The organism is Streptomyces sp. NPDC000075, assembly GCF_040301925.1.
In the GTDB taxonomy this organism is placed as follows: domain Bacteria; phylum Actinomycetota; class Actinomycetes; order Streptomycetales; family Streptomycetaceae; genus Streptomyces; species Streptomyces polychromogenes.
The window spans coordinates 106778-129851 of the sequence record NZ_JBEPFL010000007.1 but is presented as its reverse complement, the minus strand read 5'-3'; the positions used below and the strand labels follow the sequence as shown (position 1 = coordinate 129851).

The 23074-nt window shown below is 71.4% G+C and carries 19 protein-coding genes; 10 read left to right on the top strand and 9 right to left on the bottom strand.

The annotated features are described in order from the left end of the window. Window positions 1–101: 101 nt before the first annotated feature. The 7 genes from ABT403_RS11270 to pgi all read left to right on the top strand — a co-directional run bounded on the left by ABT403_RS11270 (window position 102) and on the right by pgi (window position 9041). Complete coding sequence (locus ABT403_RS11270) at window positions 102–3059, top strand: M14 family metallopeptidase (protein WP_344154448.1); 2958 nt, start codon at window positions 102–104, stop codon at window positions 3057–3059. A gap of 209 nt (window positions 3060–3268) precedes the next feature. Next, complete coding sequence (gene gap / locus ABT403_RS11265) at window positions 3269–4276, top strand: type I glyceraldehyde-3-phosphate dehydrogenase (RefSeq protein WP_344154451.1); 1008 nt, start codon at window positions 3269–3271, stop codon at window positions 4274–4276. Between the two features lie 138 nt (window positions 4277–4414). Next, complete coding sequence (locus tag ABT403_RS11260; protein WP_344154454.1) at window positions 4415–5629, top strand: phosphoglycerate kinase; 1215 nt, start codon at window positions 4415–4417, stop codon at window positions 5627–5629. Between the two features lie 6 nt (window positions 5630–5635). Next, the gene (tpiA, locus tag ABT403_RS11255; protein WP_344154457.1) at window positions 5636–6424 is read left to right on the top strand and encodes a triose-phosphate isomerase; all 789 of its coding nucleotides are present in this window, start codon (window positions 5636–5638) and stop codon (window positions 6422–6424) included. Between the two features lie 121 nt (window positions 6425–6545). Beyond that, a complete protein-coding gene (gene secG, locus ABT403_RS11250) occupies window positions 6546–6779 on the top strand; it encodes a preprotein translocase subunit SecG (RefSeq protein WP_042819242.1) in 234 nt (77 codons plus the stop codon). A gap of 107 nt (window positions 6780–6886) precedes the next feature. Further along, window positions 6887–7222: an RNA polymerase-binding protein RbpA gene (locus ABT403_RS11245; protein WP_007263454.1), complete on the top strand. Its 336-nt coding sequence runs from the start codon at window positions 6887–6889 to the stop codon at window positions 7220–7222. A gap of 163 nt (window positions 7223–7385) precedes the next feature. Beyond that, on the top strand, window positions 7386–9041 hold the full coding sequence (pgi, locus tag ABT403_RS11240) for a glucose-6-phosphate isomerase (protein WP_344154894.1): 1656 nt from the start codon (window positions 7386–7388) through the stop codon (window positions 9039–9041). A 61-nt stretch (window positions 9042–9102) separates the two neighbouring features. Here pgi and pgl read toward each other — a convergent pair whose 3' ends face one another. From pgl to tkt, 5 genes are all read right to left on the bottom strand, one after another. Continuing rightward, a complete protein-coding gene (gene pgl, locus ABT403_RS11235) occupies window positions 9103–9885 on the bottom strand; it encodes a 6-phosphogluconolactonase (protein ID WP_344154471.1) in 783 nt (260 codons plus the stop codon). A gap of 184 nt (window positions 9886–10069) precedes the next feature. Further along, window positions 10070–11122: a glucose-6-phosphate dehydrogenase assembly protein OpcA gene (gene opcA, locus ABT403_RS11230; protein ID WP_344154474.1), complete on the bottom strand. Its 1053-nt coding sequence runs from the start codon at window positions 11120–11122 to the stop codon at window positions 10070–10072. Beyond that, window positions 11119–12645 (bottom strand): glucose-6-phosphate dehydrogenase, encoded by a 1527-nt coding sequence (zwf, locus tag ABT403_RS11225; protein ID WP_344154477.1) that lies wholly within the window; start codon window positions 12643–12645, stop codon window positions 11119–11121. Before zwf ends, opcA begins: the two co-directional genes overlap by 4 nt. A 5-nt stretch (window positions 12646–12650) precedes the next feature. Next, window positions 12651–13769, bottom strand: coding sequence for a transaldolase (gene tal / locus ABT403_RS11220; protein ID WP_344154480.1), 1119 nt, complete (start codon window positions 13767–13769; stop codon window positions 12651–12653). A 34-nt stretch (window positions 13770–13803) separates the two neighbouring features. Then, entirely contained in the window at window positions 13804–15891 is a 2088-nt protein-coding gene (gene tkt, locus ABT403_RS11215; RefSeq protein ID WP_344154482.1) for a transketolase, read from the bottom strand. Between the two features lie 312 nt (window positions 15892–16203). Here tkt and ABT403_RS11210 point away from each other — a divergent pair, with 312 nt between their 5' ends. The 3 genes from ABT403_RS11210 (at window position 16204) to ABT403_RS11200 (ending at window position 18746) form a co-directional block, all read left to right on the top strand. Beyond that, window positions 16204–17151, top strand: a complete 948-nt coding sequence (locus tag ABT403_RS11210) for a heme o synthase (protein ID WP_344154897.1) — start codon at window positions 16204–16206, stop codon at window positions 17149–17151. A 30-nt stretch (window positions 17152–17181) separates the two neighbouring features. Beyond that, entirely contained in the window at window positions 17182–17550 is a 369-nt protein-coding gene (locus ABT403_RS11205) for a hypothetical protein (protein WP_344154486.1), read from the top strand. Window positions 17551–17645: 95 nt separating this feature from the next. Then, window positions 17646–18746 carry an amidohydrolase family protein gene (locus tag ABT403_RS11200; RefSeq protein WP_344154489.1) on the top strand — a complete coding sequence of 367 codons (1101 nt, stop codon included), beginning with the start codon at window positions 17646–17648 and terminating at the stop codon, window positions 18744–18746. 10 nt (window positions 18747–18756) lie between these two features. On the opposite strand, the gene ABT403_RS11195 is transcribed toward ABT403_RS11200, so the two are convergent. The 4 genes from ABT403_RS11195 to ABT403_RS11180 form a co-directional block, all read right to left on the bottom strand. Further along, window positions 18757–19746 carry a COX15/CtaA family protein gene (locus tag ABT403_RS11195; RefSeq protein WP_344154491.1) on the bottom strand — a complete coding sequence of 330 codons (990 nt, stop codon included), beginning with the start codon at window positions 19744–19746 and terminating at the stop codon, window positions 18757–18759. A 4-nt stretch (window positions 19747–19750) separates the two neighbouring features. Next, window positions 19751–20887, bottom strand: a complete 1137-nt coding sequence (locus tag ABT403_RS11190) for a hypothetical protein (RefSeq protein ID WP_344154494.1) — start codon at window positions 20885–20887, stop codon at window positions 19751–19753. Between the two features lie 144 nt (window positions 20888–21031). After that, complete coding sequence (locus tag ABT403_RS11185; RefSeq protein ID WP_344154497.1) at window positions 21032–21799, bottom strand: ABC transporter permease; 768 nt, start codon at window positions 21797–21799, stop codon at window positions 21032–21034. Next, window positions 21796–22722: an ABC transporter ATP-binding protein gene (locus tag ABT403_RS11180; RefSeq protein ID WP_344154500.1), complete on the bottom strand. Its 927-nt coding sequence runs from the start codon at window positions 22720–22722 to the stop codon at window positions 21796–21798. The genes ABT403_RS11185 and ABT403_RS11180 overlap by 4 nt, the downstream gene beginning before the upstream one ends. Between the last annotated feature and the right edge of the window lie 352 nt (window positions 22723–23074).

Genomic DNA, 23074 nt, shown 5'->3' with positions numbered 1-23074 from the left:
CCGTGCGGGCCCGGTCCCGTTTGTCCCATTGACATGAGCATCGTCCGATCGTGAGCCTGGCCCCCGAACGCTTTCGTGGCTCACGACGCCCAGGGGGGCACATGAGGCAACGCGCGAGAACGATCCTCGCGGCAAGCGCACTCGTCATCGGAACCACACTGGCCGCACTGCCCGCCGCGGCCCAGGCACGGCCCGTGCCGGGCACCGCCCCGGGAGCGGACGAGGTACGGGTCTACGACGCGGACATCACCCGCGAGCAGGTCCCGCTCGTCCTCGCCGCCGGCCAGGACGCCCACGAACTCGCCGAGCGGGCACCCGAGACCGGGACCGCGAAGGTCGAGCTGTTCCTCACCGGGGAGCAGGCCGCAGGGCTCGCCGCCCAGGGGGTCAAGCTCGCCGAGCGCAAGGTGTCCGCCCAGGGACTGGCCCGCGGCCAGGCCGCCGGGGACGGGGTCTTCCGCCCCTACAGCGGCAAGGGCGGCCTCCAGGAGGAGATCCTGCGGACCGCGCGGCAGAACCCCGGCCTCACCAAGGTCGTCTCCATCGGCAAGACCGTCCGGGGCAAGGACATCCTCGCCCTCAAGGTCACCAAGGACGCGGGCAAGACCCGGGACGGCGACAAGCCGTCCGTGCTGTACATGTCCAACCAGCACGCCCGCGAGTGGATCACCCCCGAGATGACCCGGCGGCTGATGCACCACACCCTCGACAACTACGGCAAGGACGCCCGGATCACCAAGCTGGTGGACTCCACCGAACTGTGGTTCCTGCTCTCCGCCAACCCCGACGGATACGACTACACCTTCACCTCGGACGGCGCCCGGCTCTGGCGCAAGAACCTCCACGACAACAACGGGGACGGCAGGATCACCGCCGTGGACGGGGTCGACCTCAACCGCAACTTCGCCTACAAGTGGGGCTACGACGACGAGGGTTCCTCGCCGACCCCCTCCAGCGAGACCTACCGCGGCCCCACGGCGCAGTCCGAGCCCGAGACCGTCGCCCTCGACTCCTTCGAGAAGCGGATCGGCTTCCGGTACGCCATCAACTACCACTCCGCCTCCGAACTGCTGCTGTACGGAGTCGGCTGGCAGGTCGCCACCCCCACCCCGGACGACGTTGCCTACAAGGCGCTCGCGGGCACCCCGGAGCACCCGGCCGTCCCCGGCTACTACCCGCAGCTCTCCTCCGAGCTGTACACGACCAACGGCGAGGCCGACGGCCACGCGGCCAACGCCAACGGCGTCATGATGTTCACGCCGGAGATGACCACCTGCCAGACGGCCTCGGCGATCGACCCGAACGACCGCTGGAAGCCCGAGGACTGCGCCTCCGGGTTCAACTTCCCCGACGACGAGAAGCTGATCCAGCAGGAGTTCGCCAAGAACGTCCCCTTCGCGCTGTCCGTCGGCGAGAGCGCCGCCCACCCGGACCGGCCCTCCTCCTCCGTCGGGACGAGCGCCGCCGACTTCACCCTCGACCCCTTCACCACCTCCTACGTGGCGCGCGGCGAGGACCAGACGGTCTCCGTCACCGCCCGCAAGGGGCTGAAGGACAAGCTGCTCAACTTCCGCGTCAACGGCGGCCGTACGCACGACGACGAGCTCAGGGCGTGGAAGGGCGGCGACGTCTACGGCGGCGAGGACAACAACTGGTTCGACGAGTACCGGGCCAAGGTGGACGGGACCGGGCCGGGTGACCGGGTCGAGGTCTGGTTCACCGGCCGCGACGGCGGCAGGCAGGTCTCCAGCGAGCACTTCACGTACACCGTGGCCGAGCGCCCGCGCGCGGACGTCCTGGTGATCGCGGAGGAGGGCGCGAAGGCGCAGCACGCCCAGAGCTACGTCGACGCGCTGCGGGCCAACGGGAAGTCCGCCGCCGTCTGGGACGTGGCCGTCCAGGGCGTCCCGCACCACCTCGGCGTGCTCTCCCACTTCCGCACCGCCGTCCACTACACCGGCGCCGGCGCCCCCGGCGGCCCCACCCAGCTCGCGGTCCGCGACTTCCTCAACGAGGGCGGCCGGCTGATCGAGGCCGGTGAACTGGCGGGCGGCCGGGCCAAGGTCGGCCGGGCCCTGACGGACGACTTCAGCCAGTACTACCTCGGCGCCTACGCCCGGACCACGGCCAAGGCCCCAGCCGGCTTCACCGGCGCGGGCACCCTCGCCGGGGCCAAGGGCGCACTCGGCGACGCCGCCGGCAACCCGCTGAACTCCCCGGGAGCCTTCAGCATCACCTCCGACACCCTGCCGCCGGCGCGGTTCCCGCAGTTCAAGAGCGCCCAGGCGGGCCAGTACGCCGGCATCGTGAACCCGTACGCCCCCTACGCCGGCACCGGCATGGCCTCGGCCACCCACGAGGACGACGACTGGAAGCGCCTCACGCGCACCATCGACCTCACCAAGGTGACGGCCGCCGACCAGCCGAAGCTGAAGACGGCCCTCAACTGGGACACCGAGGAGGGCTACGACCACGCCGTCCTGGAGGCCCGTACGGCGGGCGCGGAGGACTGGACCACACTCCCGGAAGCGAACGGCTTGAGCACCGCCACCGTCCCGGCGGAGTGCGGGGCCGGGTTCTTCGTCAACGGCCACCCGTTCCTGCGCCACTACCTGACCGTCGGCGCCGGCGGCTGCTCACCCAGCGGTACCAGCGGGGCCTGGAACAGCTTCACCGGCTCCTCCGGCGGCTGGAAGCAGGTCTCCTTCGACCTGAGCGCCTACGCCGGGAAGACCGTCGAGGTCTCCCTGTCGTACATCACCGACCCCGGTTCGGGCGGCCGCGGCGTCTTCGCGGACGAGGCCCGGGTCTCCGTGGGCGGCTCCGACCAGGCCGTCGAGGGCTTCGAGACCTCCCTCGGGGCCTGGACCGCCCAGGGCGCCCCCGCCGGAAGTCCCGATGTTCCGGGAGATTGGTCCAGGACCGGAGAGCTGTTCAAGTCCTTCGCGGCCGTCACTACGCGTGACACGGTCCTGTTCGGCTTCGGGCTGGAGCACCTGCCGGCCGCGGCCGACCGCGCCCTACTGATCGGTAAGGCGCTCCGCACACTGAACGGCTGATCAGCGACCATCCCGTCACTCACGTTGAGTGACCGGGACCAAAGTCCCCGGGGTCCCTTGCCACAGCAGTGGTACGTGTCCCCGGGGCGTGTCCGGCTCCGGCCGATTCCACTCCGAAGCTCACGGAGAGGTAGGGTCGTAAGCGGTCGGGGACATCCCATACAGCTCGCCGGCGGGACAGGCCGGCGCACCAACGAGGAGATCGGTTCGTGACGATCCGCGTAGGCATCAATGGTTTTGGCCGCATTGGCCGCAACTACTTCCGGGCGCTTCTCGAGCAGGGGGCCGACATCGAGGTCGTCGGTGTCAACGACCTGACGGACAACGCCACCCTGGTGCACCTGCTCAAGTACGACAGCATCCTGGGCCGTCTGAAGGCCGACGTCTCCCACACCGATGACACCATCACGGTGGGCGACATGACCTTCAAGACGTTCGCCGAGCGCGACCCCGCGAACCTCCCCTGGGGCGAGCTGGGCGCCGACATCGTCATCGAGTCGACCGGCATCTTCACGAAGAAGGCCGACGCCGCCAAGCACCTCGCGGCCGGCGCGAAGAAGGTCCTCATCTCGGCCCCGGCCAAGGACGAGGACATCACCATCGTGATGGGCGTCAACCAGGACAAGTACGACGCGGCCAACCACCACGTCATCTCCAACGCCTCCTGCACCACCAACTGCGTGGCGCCGATGGCCAAGGTCCTCGACGAGAACTTCGGCATCGTCAAGGGCATGATGACGACGGTCCACGCCTACACGAACGACCAGCGCATCCTGGACTTCCCGCACTCGGACCTGCGCCGCGCCCGCGCCGCCGCCGAAAACATCATCCCGACCTCCACCGGTGCCGCCAAGGCCACCGCGCTGGTCCTGCCGCAGCTCAAGGGCAAGCTCGACGGCATCGCCATGCGCGTCCCGGTCCCGACCGGCTCGGTCACCGACCTCGTCCTGGAGCTCTCCCGCGAGACCACCAAGGAAGAGATCAACGCCGCCTTCCAGAAGGCCGCCGAAGGTCAGCTCAAGGGCATCCTCGACTACACCGAGGACGCGATCGTCTCCTCCGACATCGTGAACTGGCCGGCTTCGTGCACCTTCGACTCCTCGCTGACCATGGTGCAGGACGGTACGCAGGTCAAGGTCGTCGGCTGGTACGACAACGAGTGGGGCTACTCCAACCGCCTCGTCGACCTCACCGTCTTCGTCGGCGGTCAGCTCTAAGAACGTAGGGCAAGGCAACACCATGTGAGCACAGGGTCCGCTCGGCGCGATGAGGCGCCGTACGGGCCCTGTCGCTTGCCCCGTCCCATCCGCCCTGCACCTGTAACAGCCCTGTATGGGGACAAGGAGTAGAAACACATGAAGACGATCGACGAACTTCTCGCGGACGGCGTCGCCGGCAAGCGGGTCTTCGTACGCGCCGATCTCAACGTGCCGCTCAAGGAAGGCGTGATCACCGACGACGGCCGTATCCGCGCCGTCCAGCCCACCATCGCCAAGCTCGCCGAGGCCGGCGCCCGCGTGGTCGTCGCCTCGCACCTCGGCCGCCCCAAGGGCACCGGCACCGAGCCCGACTTCTCCCTCGCCCCGGCCGCCAAGCGGCTCGGCGAGCTGCTCGGCACGGAGGTCGCCTTCGCCACCGACACCGTCGGCTCCTCCGCCAAGGAGACCGTCGCGGCCCTCGCCGACGGCCGGGTCGCCGTCATCGAGAACCTGCGCTTCAACGCCGGCGAGACCTCCAAGGACGAGGCCGAGCGCGTGGCCTTCGCCCGCGAACTCGCCGAGCTGGCCGACCTCTACGTCGGCGACGGCTTCGGCGCCGTCCACCGCAAGCACGCCTCGGTCTTCGACCTGCCCAAGCTGCTCCCGCACGCGGCCGGCTACCTCATCGCCACCGAGGTCGGCGTCCTGAAGAAGCTGACCGCCGAGGTCAAGCGCCCCTACGTGGTCGTCCTCGGCGGCGCCAAGGTCTCCGACAAGCTCGCCGTCATCGACGAGCTGCTCGGCAAGGCCGACCGCATCCTCATCGGCGGCGGCATGGCCTACACCTTCCTCAAGGCCAAGGGCTACGAGGTCGGCATCTCCCTCCTCCAGCAGGACCAGATCCCGACCGTCACCGAGTACATGGAGCGCGCCGAGAAGAACGGCGTCGAGCTCGTCCTCCCCGTCGACATCCTCGCCTCCGCGGACTTCCCCGACATCAAGGGCGGGACCCCGGCCGTCTTCGAGACCGTCGACGCCGACAAGATCCCCGCGGACAAGGAGGGCCTGGACATCGGCCCCAAGACCCGCGAGCTCTACGCCTCGAAGATCGCCGACGCCGAGACCGTCTTCTGGAACGGCCCCGTCGGCGTCTTCGAGCACCCCGATTACGCGAACGGCACCCGCGCGATCGCCCAGGCCCTCGTCGACAGCGAGGCCTTCACCGTGGTCGGCGGCGGCGACAGCGCCGCGGCCGTCCGGATCCTGGGCTTCGACGAGAACGCCTTCGGTCACATTTCCACCGGTGGTGGCGCCAGCCTCGAATACCTCGAGGGCAAGACGCTCCCCGGCCTCGCCGCCCTGGAGGGCTGAACCACCATGACGTCTGTCGAAAACGGCCGCACCCCGCTCATGGCGGGCAACTGGAAGATGAACCTCAACCACCTCGAGGCCATCGCCCACGTCCAGAAGCTCGCCTTCGCGCTCGCCGACAAGGACTACGACGAGGTCGACGTCGCCGTACTCCCGCCCTTCACCGACCTGCGCTCGGTCCAGACCCTGGTCGACGGCGACAAGCTGAAGATCAAGTACGGCGCCCAGGACATCTCGGCCCAGGACTCCGGCGCCTACACCGGCGAGATCTCCGGCCCGATGCTCTCGAAGCTGAAGTGCACGTTCGTGGCCGTCGGCCACAGCGAGCGCCGCCAGTACCACGGCGAGACCGACGAGATCTGCAACGCCAAGGTCAAGGCCGCCTACCGCAACGGGATCACCCCGATCCTCTGCGTCGGCGAGGGCCTCGACGTCCGCAAGGCGGGCAACCAGGTCGCGCACACCCTCGCCCAGGTCGACGGCGGCCTCAAGGACGTCCCGGCCGAGCAGGTCGAGTCCATCGTGATCGCCTACGAGCCCGTCTGGGCGATCGGCACCGGCGAGGTCGCCACCCCCGAGGACGCCCAGGAGGTCTGCGGGGCCATCCGCGGCCGGCTCGCCGAGCTGTACTCCCAGGAGCTGGCCGACAAGGTCCGCATCCAGTACGGCGGCTCCGTGAAGTCCGGCAACATCGCCGCGATCATGGCCCAGCCCGACGTCGACGGCGCCCTGATCGGCGGCGCGGCGCTGGACGTGGACGAGTTCGTCAAGATCGTCCGCTTCCGCGACCAGTGAGTATGCGGTAGGGCCGATCCGTCGTACTCTTGCGGGGGCCGGGGGCTGCCGGCGCAGCCGTCGGCCCCCGCTTCCTCCCCGCAGCAGACGTAAGCCCAGAAAGTAGGAATCAGCCGTGGTTATGGGGTTCTCGATCGCCCTGATCGTCTTCAGCGCTCTGCTGATGCTGCTCGTGCTGATGCACAAGGGCAAGGGCGGCGGCCTTTCCGACATGTTCGGTGGCGGCATGCAGTCCTCCGTCGGCGGCTCCTCCGTGGCGGAGCGCAACCTGGACCGCATCACGGTCGTCGTCGGCCTCCTGTGGTTCGCCTGCATCGTGGCGCTCGGCCTGCTGATGAAGTCGAGCGGCAGCTGACGGTTCCGGCCATTTCGCCCGGCCCGCTCGGTCTTTACGTAAACTGAGGCGCCCACAGCGGGTATACCCTCACGCTGGGCGGCACCATCACGCAGGGAGTTACGACCGTGGCAAGTGGCAACGCGATTCGTGGAAGTCGGGTCGGAGCCGGGCCGATGGGCGAGGCCGAGCGCGGTGAATCCGCGCCCCGCCTGCGCATCTCCTTCTGGTGCTCGAACGGGCACGAGACGCAGCCCAGCTTCGCCAGCGACGCGCAGGTCCCCGACACCTGGGACTGCCCGCGCTGTGGCTTCCCGGCGGGCCAGGACCGGGACAACCCGCCCGCACCGCCGCGCACCGAGCCGTACAAGACGCACCTCGCGTACGTACGGGAGCGCCGCACCGACGCCGACGGCGAGGCGATCCTCGCCGAGGCCCTCGCCAAGCTCCGCGGCGAGATCTGACACGGCTTCGGCCGGGGCCACGCTCAAGAGTGACTGGGGGCCCGGCCCGTGGGAGTACGAATCCCGCGGGCCGGGCCCCTTTGTGTGCGTTGTCCCCCTTCGGATCCCTTAGGTTGGAGGTGGCGGGGCACAACAGGACGGAAGAAGTGGGTTGATGTCCGAGATGAACGCGGAAAGCCGCACGAGGCTCAATCGGCTGCCCGAGTGGAACGCACTCGGCAAGCACCGGGAAGCGCTGGGGCAGACGCATCTGCGGGAGCTGTTCGAGACGGACCCGGGCCGGGGCACCGGGTACACCCTGCGGGTCGGCGACCTGCACATCGACTACTCGAAGCACCTCGTCACCGACGAGACCCTCACGCTGCTGCGCGAACTGGCCGCGGCGACGGGCGTGGCGGAGCTGCGGGACGCCATGTTCCGCGGCGAGAAGATCAACGTGACGGAGGACCGCGCGGTCCTGCACACCGCGCTGCGCGCCCCCGCCGACGCGGTCGTCGAGGTGGACGGCGAGAACGTCGTCCCCGCCGTCCACGAGGTCCTCGACAAGATGGCGGCCTTCTCCGGCCGGGTCCGGTCGGGGGAGTGGACCGGCTTCACCGGCAAGCGCATCAAGAACGTCGTCAACATCGGCATCGGCGGCTCCGACCTCGGCCCGGCGATGGCCTACGAGGCCCTGCGCGCCTTCACCGACCGCTCGCTGACGGTGAGGTTCGTGTCCAACGTGGACGGCGCCGACCTGCACGAGGCCGTACGGGACCTGGACCCGGCCGAGACGCTGTTCATCATCGCCTCCAAGACCTTCACCACCATCGAGACCATCACCAACGCCACCTCGGCGCGCCAGTGGCTGCTGGCCGGGCTGGGCGGCGACGAGGCCGCCGTGGCACGGCACTTCGTGGCCCTGTCCACCAACGCCGAGAAGGTCACCGAGTTCGGCATCGACCCGGCCAACATGTTCGGCTTCTGGGACTGGGTCGGCGGCCGCTACTCCTTCGACTCGGCCATCGGGCTCTCCCTGATGATCGCGATCGGCGCGAACGCCTTCCGCGAGCTGCTCGGCGGCTTCCACACCGTGGACGAGCACTTCCGCACCGCGGCGCCGGAGGACAACGCCCCGCTGCTGCTGGGCCTGTTGGGCATCTGGTACGGCGCCTTCTTCGACGCGCAGTCGCACGCGGTGCTCCCGTACAGCCACTACCTCTCGCGTTTCACCGCCTACTTGCAGCAGCTGGACATGGAGTCCAACGGCAAGTCCGTGGACCGCGACGGCAATCCGGTGGAGTGGCAGACCGGTCCGGTGGTGTGGGGCACGCCCGGCACCAACGGGCAGCACGCGTACTACCAGTTGATCCACCAGGGCACCAAGGTGATCCCGGCGGACTTCATCGGCTTCGCCCGCCCGGTGGCCGAGCTGGAGCCGGCGCTGGCGGCCCAGCACGACCTGCTGATGGCGAACTTCTTCGCCCAGACCCAGGCCCTGGCCTTCGGCAAGACGGCCGAGGAGGTGCGCGCGGAAGGCGTCGCCGAGGCGCTCGTCCCGCACAAGACCTTCCAGGGCAACCACCCCACGACGACGATCCTCGCGGGCGAACTGACCCCGTCGGTGCTGGGCCAGCTCATCGCCCTCTACGAGCACAAGGTGTTCGTCCAGGGCGCGGTGTGGAACATCGACTCCTTCGACCAGTGGGGCGTCGAGCTCGGCAAGGTCCTCGCGAAGCGGCTGGAGCCGGCCCTGACCGAGGGCGCGCAGGTGGACGACCTGGACCCGTCGACGCGGGCGCTGGTGGCCGCGTACCGGGAGCTGCGCGGGCGGCGGTAGGAACGGGCGAAGCGCCCCGTACCGGCGGGTGACCGGTACGGGGCGCTTCTCGCGTCCGGGCTCAGGAAGAGGCCGGCGGGTACAGCCCCGAGGGGAGCTTGGCCGCGGCTGCGCGGTCCAGCAGCCAGAGGGTGCGGCTGCGGCCGTAGGCCTCGGCCGCCGGGGCCTGCACCCCGCCCGCCCCGCCGAGGGCGATGGCCACCGCGCCGGCCTTGTCCTCGCCGGCCGCCAGCAGCCACACCTCGCGGGCCGCGCGGATCGCCGGGAGGGTGAGGGAGACGCGGGTCGGCGGGGGCTTGGGAGCGCCGTGGACGCCGACCACGGTGCGCTCGGTCTCGCGGGCCGCCGGGTGCTCGGGGAACAGGGAGGCCACGTGGGTGTCCGGGCCGACGCCCAGCATCAGCACGTCGAACCGCGGGACCGGGCCGTGGTCCTCGGGCGTCGCCGCCCGTGCCAGCTCGGCGGCGTACGCGGCCGCGGCGGCGTCCACGTCGGCGCCGTGCGGGCCGTCGGAGGCGGGCATCGCGTGCACGCGCGCGGGGTCCACCGGGACGGCGTCCAGGAGGGCCTCACGGGCCTGTACGTGGTTGCGCTCGGGGTCGTCGGCGGGGACGTAGCGCTCGTCGCCCCACCACAGGTCGATACGGGACCAGTCGATCGCGTCCCGCGCCGGGGCCGCGGCGAGCGCCGCGAGGAGGCCGTTGCCGTTGCGGCCGCCGGTCAGGACGACGGAGGCGCTGCCGCGGGCGGCCTGCGCGTCCACGATCTTCGTGATGAGCCGGGCGGCCGCCGCCTGGGCCATCAGCTCCTTGTCCCGGTGGACGACCACCTGGGGAGTCGTCATACCCATGTGCTGCCGCCTTCTTGGTAGTTCTGGTGGTGGTTTCCCGGGGCTCCGCCCCGGACCCCGGACGTGCGCTCCGCGCCCGTGCGCTCAATCGCCGCGCGGGGTCCGGGGCGGAGCCCCGGGGAACGGGCGAAGGGCGGGGCGGGGAGATGGATCCCCCGCCCCGCCCCCGGCGGGCCGGCTACTTCGCCGACGCCCGCTTCGACGCGCGCGCCGGCTTGGCGGCCGGCTTGGCCTCCGTGGCCGGAGCCTCCGCGTCAGCGGCCTCGGTGGCCGGTGCCGCCTCGGCCGGAGCCGCCGGAGCCTCGGCCGACAGGCGGGAGACGCCGAACTTCAGGGACGCCTCGTACGTGTTGTCCGGGTCCAGCCGGCGGAGCTCCTCCGCCAGCAGCTCGGCCGTGTCACGCCGCTTCAGCGCCACCGCACGGTCGGGCTGCCCCGGCATGGACAGCGTGGCCAGCGAGCCGTCCGCGCGGTCCAGGACGATCGCGCCGTCCTTGGTCTCCATGCGCACGGCGGTCAGCCCCGGCCCCCCTGACAGGGTCCGGTTGACCGGAGCCCCGAGGCGGTCCGCCAGCCACATGGCCAGCAGCTCGCAGCTGGGGTTCTCGTCCTCGCCCTCGACGGTCGCCGAGACGACCGGCGACAGCGTCACCTGGTCCAGCGCGGCGGCCAGCATCGAGCGCCACGGGGTGATCCGGGTCCAGGACAGGTCCGTGTCGCCCGGGGCGTACGCCTCCGCCCGTGCGCCGAGCGCGTCGATCGGGTGCTCGGAGGAGTACGTGTCCGTGATCCGGCGCTGCCCCAGCGCGCCCAGCGGGTCGCCCGCCAGGTCCGCCGGAGCGCCCTCCGGCCACCAGACCACCACGGGGGCGTCGGGCAGCAGCAGGGGCAGCACGACCGACTGGGCGTGGTCGACCAGTTCGCCGTGCAGACGCAGTACGACGGTTTCGCCGGTACCGGAGTCCGCACCGACACGGATCTCCGCGTCGAGCCGGGCTTCGCGGCGGCTGCGCGGGGAGCGGCTGACCCGCTTGACCACGACGACGATCCGCGAAGGGTGTTCGTGGGACGCGTCGTTCGCCGACTTGAGCGCGTCGTACGCGTTCTCTTCATCGGTCACGATCACCAGCGTGAGGACCATGCCGATGGCCGGCGTGCCGATGTCCCGGCGCGCCTGCACCAACGCGGCGTTGATCTTGCTGGAGGTGGTCTCCGTGAGGTCGATCTTCATGGCCGGCGCCAGCTCCGTCCGTCTCGTGCGAGCATCTCGTCCGCCTCGACCGGCCCCCACGTGCCCGCCGGGTACTGCGCGGGCTTGCCGTGCTTGTCCCAGTACTCCTCGATCGGGTCGAGGATGTTCCAGGACAGCTCGACTTCCTGGTGACGCGGGAAGAGGTTCGCGTCGCCGAGGAGGACGTCGAGGATGAGCCGCTCGTAGGCCTCGGGGCTGGACTCCGTGAAGGACTCGCCGTAGGCGAAGTCCATCGTGACGTCCCGGACCTCCATGGAGGTGCCGGGCACCTTGGAGCCGAAGCGGACCGTCACGCCCTCGTCCGGCTGGACCCGGATGACCAGGGCGTTCTGCCCCAGCTCCTCGGTCGCGCCCGATTCGAACGGCAGGTACGGCGCCCGCTTGAAGACCACCGCGATCTCGGTCACCCGGCGGCCCAGGCGCTTGCCCGTGCGCAGGTAGAACGGGACGCCCGCCCAGCGGCGGTTGTTGATCTCCAGGCGGATGGCCGCGTAGGTGTCGGTCTTGGAGTTCGGGTTGATCCCGTCCTCCTCCAGGTACCCCTTGACCTTCTCGCCGCCCTGCCAGGCCGCCGAGTACTGGCCGCGCACGGTGTGCTTGCCGAGGTCCTCGGGGATCTGGACGGCGCTGAGCACCTTCAGCTTCTCCGCCACCAGGGCCTTGGGGTGGAAGGAGCCGGGCTCCTCCATCGCCGTCAGCGCCAGCAGCTGGAGCAGGTGGTTCTGGATGACGTCACGGGCGGCGCCGATGCCGTCGTAGTACCCGGCCCGGCCGCCGATGCCGATGTCCTCCGCCATGGTGATCTGCACGTGGTCGACGTACGACCGGTTCCAGATCGGCTCGAACATGGTGTTGGCGAAGCGGAGCGCCAGGATGTTCTGGACGGTCTCCTTGCCGAGGTAGTGGTCGATCCGGAAGACCTCGTCACGGGGGAAGACCTCGTGGACGACCTGGTTGAGCTCTTCCGCGCTCTTGAGGTCGTGGCCGAAGGGCTTCTCGATGACGGCGCGCCGCCAGGAACCCTCCTTCTGGGCCAGACCGTGGTTCTTGAGCTGCTGGACCACCTTGGGGAAGAACTTCGGGGGCACCGAGAGGTAGAAGGCGAAGTTGCCCCCCGTGCCCTGGGCCTTGTCGAGTTCGTCGATGGTCTGCTTGAGGGTCTCGAAGGCCGCGTCGTCGTCGAACTCGCCCTGGACGAACCGGCAGCCCTGCACGAGCTGCTGCCAGACCTCCTCACGGAAGGGGGTGCGCGAGTGCTCCTTGACGGCCTCGTACACCTCCTGGGCGAAGTCCTCGTCCTGCCACTCGCGGCGGGCGAAACCGATCAGCGAGAAGCCCGGGGGCAGCAGGCCGCGGTTGGCGAGGTCGTAGACGGCGGGCATGAGCTTCTTGCGCGACAGGTCACCCGTAACGCCGAAAATCACCAGGCCGGACGGTCCCGCGATGCGCGGGAGCCGCCGGTCCTGTGCGTCACGAAGCGGGTTCGCTCCGTTTACCGACAAGTTACTCAGTCCTCCGCGGGGGTAAGGCGCTTCAGTTCCGCCTCGGTCGACTTCAGAAGGTCGTTCCAGGACGCCTCGAACTTCTCGACGCCTTCGTCCTCGAGCAGCTGCACCACATCGTCGTACGAGATGCCCAGCTTCGCGACCGCGTCGAGCTCGGCGCGCGACTGGTCGTACGTGCCGCGGATGGTGTCGCCGGTGACCTCGCCGTGGTCGGCGGTGGCCTCCAGGGTCGCCTCGGGCATGGTGTTGACGGTGCCGGGGGCGACCAGGTCCACCACGTACAGGGTGTCCTTGTACGCCGGGTCCTTGACGCCCGTGGAGGCCCACAGCGGGCGCTGCTTGTTGGCGTGCGCCCGGTCCAGGGCCGCCCAGCGCTCGGAGGAGAAGACCTCCTCGTAGGCCTCGTAGGCCAGACGGGCGTTGGCGAGGGCCGCCTTGCCCTTCAGGGCCTTGGCCTCGTCGGTGCCGACGGCGTCCAGGCGCTTGTCGATCTCGCTGTCCACGCGGGACACGAAGAAGGAGGCGACCGAGTGGATCAGGGAGAGGTCCAGGCCGGCGGCCTTCGCCTTCTCCAGGCCCGCCAGGTAGGCGTCCATGACCTCGCGGTAGCGCTCCAGCGAGAAGATCAGCGTGACGTTGACGCTGATGCCCCGGCCGATGACCTCGGTGATCGCCGGCAGGCCGGCCTTGGTCGCCGGGATCTTGATGAGCGTGTTCGGGCGGTCCACCAGCCAGGCGAGCTGCTTGGCCTCGGCGACGGTCGCCGTGGTGTCGTGCGCCAGACGCGGGTCGACCTCGATCGACACGCGGCCGTCCTGGCCCTCGGTGGAGTCGTAGAGGGGGCGCAGGATGTCGGCGGCGTCGCGGACGTCCGCCGTGGTGATCATGCGGATGGCCTCGTCGACGGTGACCTTGCGGGCGGCGAGGTCGGCGAGCTGCTGCTCGTAGCCGTCACCGCTGCTGATGGCCTTCTGGAAGATCGACGGGTTGGTGGTGACACCGACCACGTGCTGCTGGTCGATCAGCTCGGCGAGGTTGCCGGACGTGATGCGCTTGCGGGACAGGTCGTCCAGCCAGATCGCCACGCCCTCGTCGGAGAGGCGCTTGAGTGCGTCTGTCATCGGAATTGCATCTCCTACTGGTTCTTGTACCGGGTCAGCGCGCAGCTGCGGCGAGGGAGTCCTTGGCGGCTGCGGTCACGGCTTCGGCGGTGAGGCCGAACTCGCGGAACAGCACGGCGCCGTCGGCCGAGGCACCGAAGTGCTCCAGCGAGACGATCCGGCCCGCGTCCCCGACGTAACGGTGCCAGGTCAGGCCGATGCCGGCCTCGACCGCGACTCGCGCCTTGACGGAAGGCGGCAGCACGCTGTCCTTGTACTCCTGGGACTGCTCCTCGAACCACTCGACGGAGGGCATCGAGACGACCCGGGCGGGCACGCCCTCGGCCTGCAGCGCCTCGCGCGCCGCGACGGCGAGCTGGACCTCGGAGCCGGTGCCGATCAGGACGACCTGGGCGTTGCCGCCCTCGGCCTCGAACAGCACGTAGCCGCCCTTGGCCGCGTCCTCGTTGCGCTCGTAGGTGGGCACGCCCTGGCGGGTGAGGGCCAGGCCGTGCGGGGCGCCCTTGCCGAACACCTTGGTGTGGCGGCGCAGGATCTCGCGCCAGGCGATGGCCGTCTCGTTGGCGTCGGCCGGGCGGACGACGTTGAGGCCCGGGATGGCGCGCAGCGCGGCGACGTGCTCGACCGGCTGGTGGGTCGGGCCGTCCTCGCCGAGGCCGATGGAGTCGTGCGTCCACACGTACGTCACCGGGAGGTGCATCAGCGCGGACAGGCGGACGGCGTTGCGCATGTAGTCGGAGAACACCAGGAAGGTGCCGCCGTAGATGCGGGTGTGGCCGTGCAGCGCGATGCCGTTCATGGCGGCGGCCATGGCGTGCTCGCGGATGCCGAAGTGGATGGTGCGGCCGTACGGGTCGGCCTCCGGCAGCGGGTTGCCCACCGGCAGGAACGAGGAGTTCTTGTCGATGGTGGTGTTGTTGGAGCCGGCCAGGTCGGCCGAGCCGCCCCACAGCTCCGGGATGACGGCGCCGAGGGCCTCCAGGACCTTGCCGGAGGCGGCGCGGGTGGCGACGCCCTTGCCGGTCTCGAAGACGGGGAGCTTGTCCTCCCAGCCCTCGGGCAGCTCGTTGGCCTCGATGCGGTCGAAGGCGGCGGCGCGCTCCGGGTTGGCGGTGCGCCAGGCGGAGAAGTCCTTCTCCCAGGCGGCGCGGGCGTCGCGGCCCCGGTCCACCAGGCCGCGGGTGTGGGCGATGACCTCGTCGGAGACCTCGAAGGTCTTCTCCGGGTCGAAGCCGAGCACGCGCTTGGTCGCGGCGACCTCGTCGTCGCCGAGCGCCGAGCCGTGGGCGGCCTCGGTGTTCTGGGCGTGCGGCGCGGGCCAGGCGATGATCGAGCGGGCCGCGATGAAGGACGGGCGGCCGGTCTCGGCCTTGGCGGCCTGGAGGGCGGCGTACAGGGCCTTGGGGTCGAGGTCGCCGTTGGCCTGCTGCTCGACGCGCTGGACGTGCCAGCCGTACGCCTCGTAGCGCTTCATGGTGTCCTCGGAGACGGCCGTCTCCGTGTCACCCTCGATGGAGATGTGGTTGTCGTCCCACAGCAGCACCAGGTTGCCGAGCTTCTGGTGGCCGGCCAGCGCGGACGCCTCGTGGGAGATGCCCTCCTGGAGGCAGCCGTCGCCCGCGATCGCGTAGATCATGTGGTCGAAGGGGGAGGTGCCGGCGGGGGCCTCCGGGTCGAACAGACCGCGCTCGTAGCGGGCGGCCATGGCCATGCCCACCGCGTTCGCGATGCCCTGGCCCAGCGGGCCGGTGGTGGTCTCGACGCCGGCGGTGTGGCCGTACTCCGGGTGGCCGGGGGTCTTGGAGCCCCAGGTGCGGAAGGACTCGAGGTCCTCCAGCTCCAGGCCGAACCCGCCGAGGTAGAGCTGGGTGTAAAGGGTCAGGGACGAGTGCCCCGCGGAGAGCACGAAACGGTCACGGCCGACCCACTGCGGGTCCGCAGGGTCGTGCCGCATGACCTTCTGGAAAAGCGTGTACGCGGCGGGGGCCAGGCTCATCGCCGTACCGGGGTGTCCGTTCCCGACCTTCTGGACCGCGTCGGCGGCCAGGATGCGGGCGGTGTCGACGGCCCGCTGGTCCAGTTCGGTCCACTCGAGCTCTGGGGTGGTCGGCTTGGTGCTCACCGGGTCAGGGCTCCTCTCCACATGTTGTTTTCCCGGTGACGAACGGTGACACCGGGGCGATTCCGAGCCTACCCCCGCCAGCGCGTGCGGCTATTCGAGTGCAGGCAGTGCGTCGCCGTCCCGGTGCCCGCCGTTCACCTGGGATCCGTCGTCGATGATCTTGCCGTCGGTCCGATCGGCCCAACACGAGGCGACCCCCGCGCAGGGCGGGGCAAGAGCTACGTCTACAGTGGCGTGGTACGCGCAAGCCTTTACCGAGCCTTCATTTACTGGAGGCATCGCTTCGGAAGCTTGCTGGATTCTCTCTCAGGGGTGTGCGTGACGGCCGTCGAATCCCGTCCAGCGGGGGTGCTCGGGACGAGCCCCGGTCACCGGCCGTTCGGGGCCCGGGCCATGGCTTTCGTGGCTTTGACCAAGCCGCGGATCATCGAACTTCTGCTGATCACCACAGTGCCGGTGATGTTCCTCGCCCAGCAGGGCGTGCCGTCGTTGTGGCTGGTGCTCGCCACCTGCTTCGGCGGCTACCTGTCGGCGGGCGGCGCCAACGCGCTGAACATGTACATCGACCGCGACATCGACGCCCTGATGGACCGTACGTCGCAGCGGCCGCTGGTGACCGGCATGGTGAGCCCGCGCGAGTGCCTGGTCTTCGGCATCACGCTCGGGGTGGTCTCGACCCTGTTCTTCGGCCTGCTCGTCAACTGGCTGTCGGCCGCGCTCGCCCTCGGCGCGCTCCTCTTCTACGTGGTCGTCTACACGATGCTGCTGAAGCGGCGGACCGCGCAGAACATCGTCTGGGGCGGGATCGCCGGCTGCATGCCGGTGCTCATCGGCTGGTCGGCCGTGCGCAACGAGGTCTCCTGGGCCGCCGTCATCCTCTTCCTCGTCATCTTCTTCTGGACGCCGCCGCACTACTGGCCGCTGTCGATGAAGGTGAAGGACGACTACGCGCGGGTCGGCGTGCCGATGCTGCCGGTGGTGGCGGGCAACAAGGCCGTGGCGCGCCAGATCGTCCTCTACAGCTGGGTGATGGTCGCCGTCTCGCTGCTGCTGACCCCGCTGGGGTACACCGGCTGGTTCTACACCTCCGTCGCGCTGCTGGCGGGCGGCTGGTGGCTGTGGGAGGCGCACGCGCTGAGCGCGCGGGCGAAGGCCGGGATCACGGGCGCGAAGCTCAAGGAGATGCGCCTGTTCCACTGGTCGATCACCTATGTGTCGCTGCTCTTCGTGGCCGTGGCCGTGGATCCCTTCCTCCGCTGACACTTCCTCCCTTGGTTACCCGCCGGTAGCATGCCGTCCATGGCAGAGACCGCAGACACCGCACAGCCCGCAGAGGCCGCGGACAAGAAGCACAGCCGCACGGCGGCGAAGCTGGCCCGGCAGATCGGCGCGTTCGCCAAGCAGCACGGCGGCGCCGAGGGCCAGCTCGCGCACATCGGCCAGGCCGGCACCCGGATCGTCCTCGTGGGCACCGACGGCGGCTGGGGCGACCTGGTCGCCCCCACGTACGCCGTGGCGCAGCTCGCCGCCGAGAAGGCGGGGCTGACCCTCCACGAGGACTTTGACGGGGACCTCGCCGCGCGCGTGAGGACCGGCCCGTACGAGTGGACCCGGATGGCCGGGATCCAGGTGGGCGGACCGGCCAACCCGGCCGCCTGACCCGGCCGGTCAACGACCGGGGCAATACTTCACACCCCGCTCACCCGTTAGGACGTGTGGAAGCCGCTTCCTCACGTCCGCAACGGGATGCCCGGATGATCGAAACGCCGCCCCTGGTGGACCAGCACTGCCACGGGGTGCTCCGTACGGAGCTGGGGCTCGCCACCTTCGAGGCCCAGCTGGTCCACTCGGCCGGCCCGCCCGCCGCCGGCACCACCTTCTTCGACACCCAGACCGGCTTCGCCGTACGCCGCTGGTGCCCGCCCCTGCTCGGCCTGGAGCCGCACTGCGCGCCCGCCCGTTACCTGGCCCGGCGGCGCGAGCTCGGGGCCGCCGAGAGCGCGCGGCGGCTGCTGCGGGGCTCCGGGGTGGGCGCCTACCTCGTCGACACGGGAGCCCCCGGGGACCTCAGCGGCCCCAAGGAGCTGGCCCTCGCGGGCGACGCCGAGGCCTTCGAGGTGGTCCGGCTGGAGTCCCTGGCCGAACGGGCCGCCGACGCCTGCGGGACGGTCGCCGCCTTCCTCGCCGAGCTCTCCGGAGCCGTCCACCACGCCGCCGCCGGGGCCGTCGCCTTCGGCTGCGGGGCCCGGGCCGGATACGCGGCCGCCCTGGCCGGAGCCCCGTATCCGCCCGGCCCGGGCGAGGTGCGCGGGGCGGCGGGACGGTGGCTGGCCGGGCGGGCCCGGGGAGGGCCGCTGCGGGACCCCGTACTCCTGCGCCACCTGCTGTGGACGGCCGTGCTGTCGGGGCTGCCGCTCCAGCTGCACACCGGTGCGGCCGAGCCGGAGCCGCTGGCCGCCTTCGCCCGGGCCACGGCGGGGCTCGGGACGCGGCTCGTCCTGCTCGGGGGGTACCCGCACCACCGGCACACGGCACGGCTCGCGGCGCGGTACCCGCACGTCCACGCCGACCTCGGGCCGGCCCTGGCGCCGGCGGGGGCGCGGGCCGCCGCCGTCCTGGCCGAGCTGCTGGAGCTCGCGCCGTTCGGGAAGCTGCTGTTCTCCAGCGGCGGCCGAGGCCTGCCCGAGCTGCACGCGACCGCGGCCCTGGTGTTCCGCGAGGCGCTGGGCCGCGTCCTGGGCGGCTGGGTCGCGGACGGGTCCTGGTCGCGCGGGGACGCGGACCGGGTCGCGGCGATGCTCGCGGCGGGCAACGCCCGCCGCGTGTACCGGCTCGGCGAAGGGGGCGGGCGTTGAACCCCCTGGATCAGACCGCCGAGAGCGCGGCGTCCTCGCGGGCCGGGGTCCCGGCCGGTTCGTCGGAGCGCTCGCGCAGGCTCAGGGCCACGCGCAGTACGCAGATCCACACCAGGCAGGAGCCGAGCATGTGGGCGGCGACCAGCACCTCGGGCAGCGAGGTGAAGAACTGCACGTAGCCGACGGCGCCCTGGGCGAGCAGTACGACCAGCAGGTCGCGGGCGCGCGCCCGGGTGTCGGCGGGGGCGTCGACCACCCGCAGCACCAGCCACATCGCGACGCCCAGCGCGCACACCAGCCACGCGGAGATCGCGTGGACGTGGGCGGTGGCCGCCCAGTCGAACGGCATCCGCTTGATCTCGCTCTTGTCACCGGCGTGCGGCCCGGAGCCGGTCACGACGGTGCCCGCCGCGATCAGCACCAGGGTGGTGGCGATCAGGGCCCACGAGAGCTTGCGGACGGGACCCGGCACGCGGGGCCGGGGGGCGCCGTCACCCTCACGGGTGCGCTGCCAGGTGATCGTGGTGACGGCCAGCAGGCTGGTCGCCAGCAGGAAGTGCCCGGCCACGCTGTACGGGTTCAGGCCCGTCAGCACGGTGATGCCGCCGAGGACGGCGTTGCCCATGACGAGGGCGAACTGGGTCCAGCCGAGCTTCGTCAGGGAGCGCCGCCACGGCTTGGCGGAACGGGCCGTGAGGATCACGCCTCCCACGGCCGCGCAGAGCACGTACGTGAGCATCCGGTTGCCGAACTCGACGGCACCGTGGAAGCCCTGCGCCTGGGTGACGATCAGGCTGTCGTCCGTGCACTTGGGCCAGGTGTCGCAGCCGAGGCCGGAGCCGGTCAGCCGCACCGCGCCGCCGGTGACGACGATGAGCACGCTCATCAGGACCGCGATCCCGGCGGCACGCTGGACGATCCGGGGTGACGGGGTCCAGCGGGCGGCGAGGTATGCGAATGGGTTCAACACGGCGCCTATCGTATGCGCCGCTTTGTGCAAACTTTCACGAGGGGGTGGGTGCGGGTGCGTCGGGCCCGACGACCAGGCGGAACCGGGCCCCGGCCGGGTCGCCCACCTCGTGCCACCACAGCCGCACCCGCCACAGGGCGGAGTCACCGGGGTACTGCGGGGACTCCATGAACCCCCGCACCACCTCCGCGCCCACCTCCTCGGCCGTGCGCTGCCGCACCTCCGCGGAGCCCTGCCAGGGGGCGGGCTGCACGGCCCACAGCCCGTCGGCGCCGCGCACCTCGACGCGCCACACGGCGCGCCAGGGGGTGACCTCCAGCATGGTGGCGACCTGCTCGGCGTCCAGCCCCAGCCGGGCGGCGACCGTCTCCTCGGGCACGCCCTGGATCCGGGCGGCCACCACCGCCTGCGGCAGCAGCCGCTCGGGCAGCAGCCCGTCCGCGCGCAGGCCGGCCAGGGAGTCGAAGGACAGGTAGCGTAGCCGCAGCTCCAGCTGGCGGCCGATGTGGTCCAGTGCCTCCTCCGCCTCCTGGGCCTCCTCGGGCCCGGGGGAGGCGAGCAGCAGCCGCCGGAACCCGCCCTCGGCGTCCACCGCCCAGGCGACGGCGTCGGCGGCGAAGCCCAGCTCCGCGAGGCGGTCCCCGAGGAACACCTTGGCCTGCGCGAGCCCGCGCCGGTTGACGGGGTCGTGCTGGTCGAGCCCGGCCCACACCTCGACGGCGGCCCGGGTCAGGTCACGGGCCCGCTCTCCGGCGGCCCGCTCCATGGCGCTGGGGCCCTCCTCGGCGCCCTCGCCGAGCGGGTGCCGGGGCAGCCGGGCGGCGTCGCTCAGCGGCCAGGCCAGCCAGACCCCCTGGTTGATCAGGCCCCGGGCGTACCAGCGGGCGTACTCGGGGGAGTGCCCGGCGGCCTGCTGGGCGTGGCGCAGGCCCTCCTCGATGGCGGCGAGCGCCCCCGCGCGGTCCCCGGCGGCGAACCGGCGCGCGGCGAGGTCACCCAGGCGCAGCCCCAGCCGGGCCGCGCACTCGGGGTCGGTCCGGGCGGGCTCGCGCAGCGCCCCGATCAGCTCGCCGAGGAGCCGCTCGGCCTCGCCGGGCTCCGCCTGAGCGTCCCCCGACCGGATCCGTGCCCACTGCCCGTCCAGCCGCAGTACGGCCTCTCGCTGCCCCATGCCCGTCGTCCCCCGGCGTCGCCGATTCCGCTGTTCGTGGAGGTGGTCGGCCTCCCGCCCGCCCAACGTCCGGCGGCCGCGATTCACTCCCGCCGGCGGGCGGGCCGGACGGAGAGCCGTGTCACGTCACGGCCGTGGCGGTGCCTACTCCCAGCGGAACCACTTCGCGGCCGCGCCCAGCCCCAGGACCGCCCAGCCGGCCAGCACCGCCACGTCGCCCCAGGGCAGCGCGGCCCCGTGCTGGAGCACCTCGCGCAGCCCGTCGGACAGCGCCGAGACGGGCAGCAGCGAGAGGGCGTCCCGCACCGCGCCGGGGAACTTCTCCAGCGGCACGATCACCCCGCCGCCGACCAGCAGCAGCAGGAACACCAGGTTGGCGGCGGCCAGGGTCACCTCGGCCTTGAGGGTGCCCGCCATCAGCAGGCCGAGCCCGGAGAAGGCGGCGGTGCCCAGCAGGAGCAGCGCGGCGACCGAGAGCGGGTTCCCGTGCGGGGACCAGCCCAGCGCGAGGGCGATCAACGACAGCAGGGCGACCTGGAGCACCTCGGTGACCAGCACCGACAGGGTCTTGGCGGCCATCAGCCCCCAGCGCGGCAGCGGGGAGGCCCCGAGCCGCTTCAGCACCCCGTAGCGGCGGTCGAAGCCGGTCGCGATGGCCTGCCCGGTGAAGGCGGTGGACATCACCGCGAGTGCCAGGACGCCCGGCGCCAGGAAGTCCACGGACTTCCCCGCACCCGTGTCGACGATGTCGACGACGGAGAACAGGGTCAGCAGCAGCGCCGGGATGATCACCGTCAGCAGCAGCTGCTCCCCGTTGCGCAGCAGCATCCGGGTCTCCAGCGCGGTCTGCGCCCGGATCATCCGGGAGACGGGCGCGGCCCCGGGCCGGGGGGTGAACGTGCCGGCGCTCATGCGCGCAGCTCCTTACCGGTCAGTTCGAGGAAGACGTCTTCGAGGGTGTGCCGCTCCACCGTGAGGCTGCTGGGCATCACCCCGTGCTGGGCGCACCAGGAGGTGACGGTGGCCAGCAGCTGGGGGTCCACCTCGCCGGTGACCCGGTAGGCGCCGGGGGTGAGCTCGGCCGCCTGGGTGCCGTCGGGCAGGGCCTTCAGGAGGGAGGCGAGGTCGAGGGCGGGGCGGCCGGAGAAGCGCAGGGTGTTCTCGGCGCCGCCGCGGCACAGCCGCTCGGGGCTGCCGTGGGCGATGACCCTGCCCGCGTCCACGATGGCGACCTCGTCGGCGAGCTGCTCGGCCTCGTCCATGTGGTGGGTGGTGAGGACGACGCAGACCCCGTCGGCGCGCAGCTCCCGTACGAGGTCCCAGGTCGCGCGGCGGGCCTGCGGGTCGAGGCCGGCGGTGGGCTCGTCCAGGAAGACCAGCTCGGGGCGGCCGACGACGGCCATGGCCAGGGACAGGCGCTGCTGCTGGCCGCCGGAGAGCCGGCGGTAGGGGGTGCGGCCGCAGCCGCCGAGGCCGAGCCGCTCGACCAGGGCGTCGACGTCGAGCGGGTCGGCGTACAGGGCCGCCATGTGGCGCAGCATCTCGACGGCGCGGGCGCCGGAGTAGATCCCGCCGGACTGGAGCATCACGCCGACGCGGGGGCGCAGGGCCCCGGCGTCGGCGGCCGGGTCCAGGCCGAGGACGCGGACGGTGCCCGCGTCGGGGCGGCGGTAGCCCTCGCAGGTCTCGATCGTGGTGGTCTTGCCCGCGCCGTTGGGGCCCAGGACCGCGGTGACCGCGGCGGCGGGGACGGTCAGGTCCAGGCCGTCGACCGCCGTCTTCGATCCGTACCGCTTCACCAGTCCGCGGATCTCCACGGCGGGGTCGTTGCTCATGGGCAACGAGTCTACGGAGCCCCGGAAGGGCGCCCGGGCCCTGGGGTGGCGGGACGCCGCGGGGGCCGGCCGGGTCTTTTCGGAACGGGTTTTCCGTGCGCCGTCCCCGGACGGCCGGAAGCTTTCGGTGATCTTTTCGCCCCCTCCGGCTTTACCCGCCGGGACCGGAGAACCACTGGAGGCCCGCTGGTCGGAGGCCTTGCGCGCGGGGGCCGCAAGGGTCCCGCGATAGACGGAACGTCCCCTTCCGAATAACTCTCCGTCGATAAATTAGGTAACCCTTAGTGATGGAGGACACCAGCAGTGGCGTCGGTCACGGCTTGTCGGGGCTCCGGTAATTACGCAACAATGG

Coding starts and splice junctions, on each gene's coding strand:
- ABT403_RS11270 (WP_344154448.1), top strand. CDS start 102: ATGAGGCAACGCGCGAGAACGATCCTCGCGGCAAGCGCACTCGTCATC.
- ABT403_RS11260 (WP_344154454.1), top strand. CDS start 4,415: ATGAAGACGATCGACGAACTTCTCGCGGACGGCGTCGCCGGCAAGCGG.
- tpiA (WP_344154457.1), top strand. CDS start 5,636: ATGACGTCTGTCGAAAACGGCCGCACCCCGCTCATGGCGGGCAACTGG.
- secG (WP_042819242.1), top strand. CDS start 6,546: ATGGGGTTCTCGATCGCCCTGATCGTCTTCAGCGCTCTGCTGATGCTG.
- pgi (WP_344154894.1), top strand. CDS start 7,386: ATGAACGCGGAAAGCCGCACGAGGCTCAATCGGCTGCCCGAGTGGAAC.
- pgl (WP_344154471.1), bottom strand. CDS start 9,885: ATGACGACTCCCCAGGTGGTCGTCCACCGGGACAAGGAGCTGATGGCC.
- opcA (WP_344154474.1), bottom strand. CDS start 11,122: ATGAAGATCGACCTCACGGAGACCACCTCCAGCAAGATCAACGCCGCG.
- tal (WP_344154480.1), bottom strand. CDS start 13,769: ATGACAGACGCACTCAAGCGCCTCTCCGACGAGGGCGTGGCGATCTGG.
- ABT403_RS11205 (WP_344154486.1), top strand. CDS start 17,182: ATGCCGTCCATGGCAGAGACCGCAGACACCGCACAGCCCGCAGAGGCC.
- ABT403_RS11200 (WP_344154489.1), top strand. CDS start 17,646: ATGATCGAAACGCCGCCCCTGGTGGACCAGCACTGCCACGGGGTGCTC.
- ABT403_RS11190 (WP_344154494.1), bottom strand. CDS start 20,887: ATGGGGCAGCGAGAGGCCGTACTGCGGCTGGACGGGCAGTGGGCACGG.
- ABT403_RS11185 (WP_344154497.1), bottom strand. CDS start 21,799: ATGAGCGCCGGCACGTTCACCCCCCGGCCCGGGGCCGCGCCCGTCTCC.
- ABT403_RS11180 (WP_344154500.1), bottom strand. CDS start 22,722: ATGAGCAACGACCCCGCCGTGGAGATCCGCGGACTGGTGAAGCGGTAC.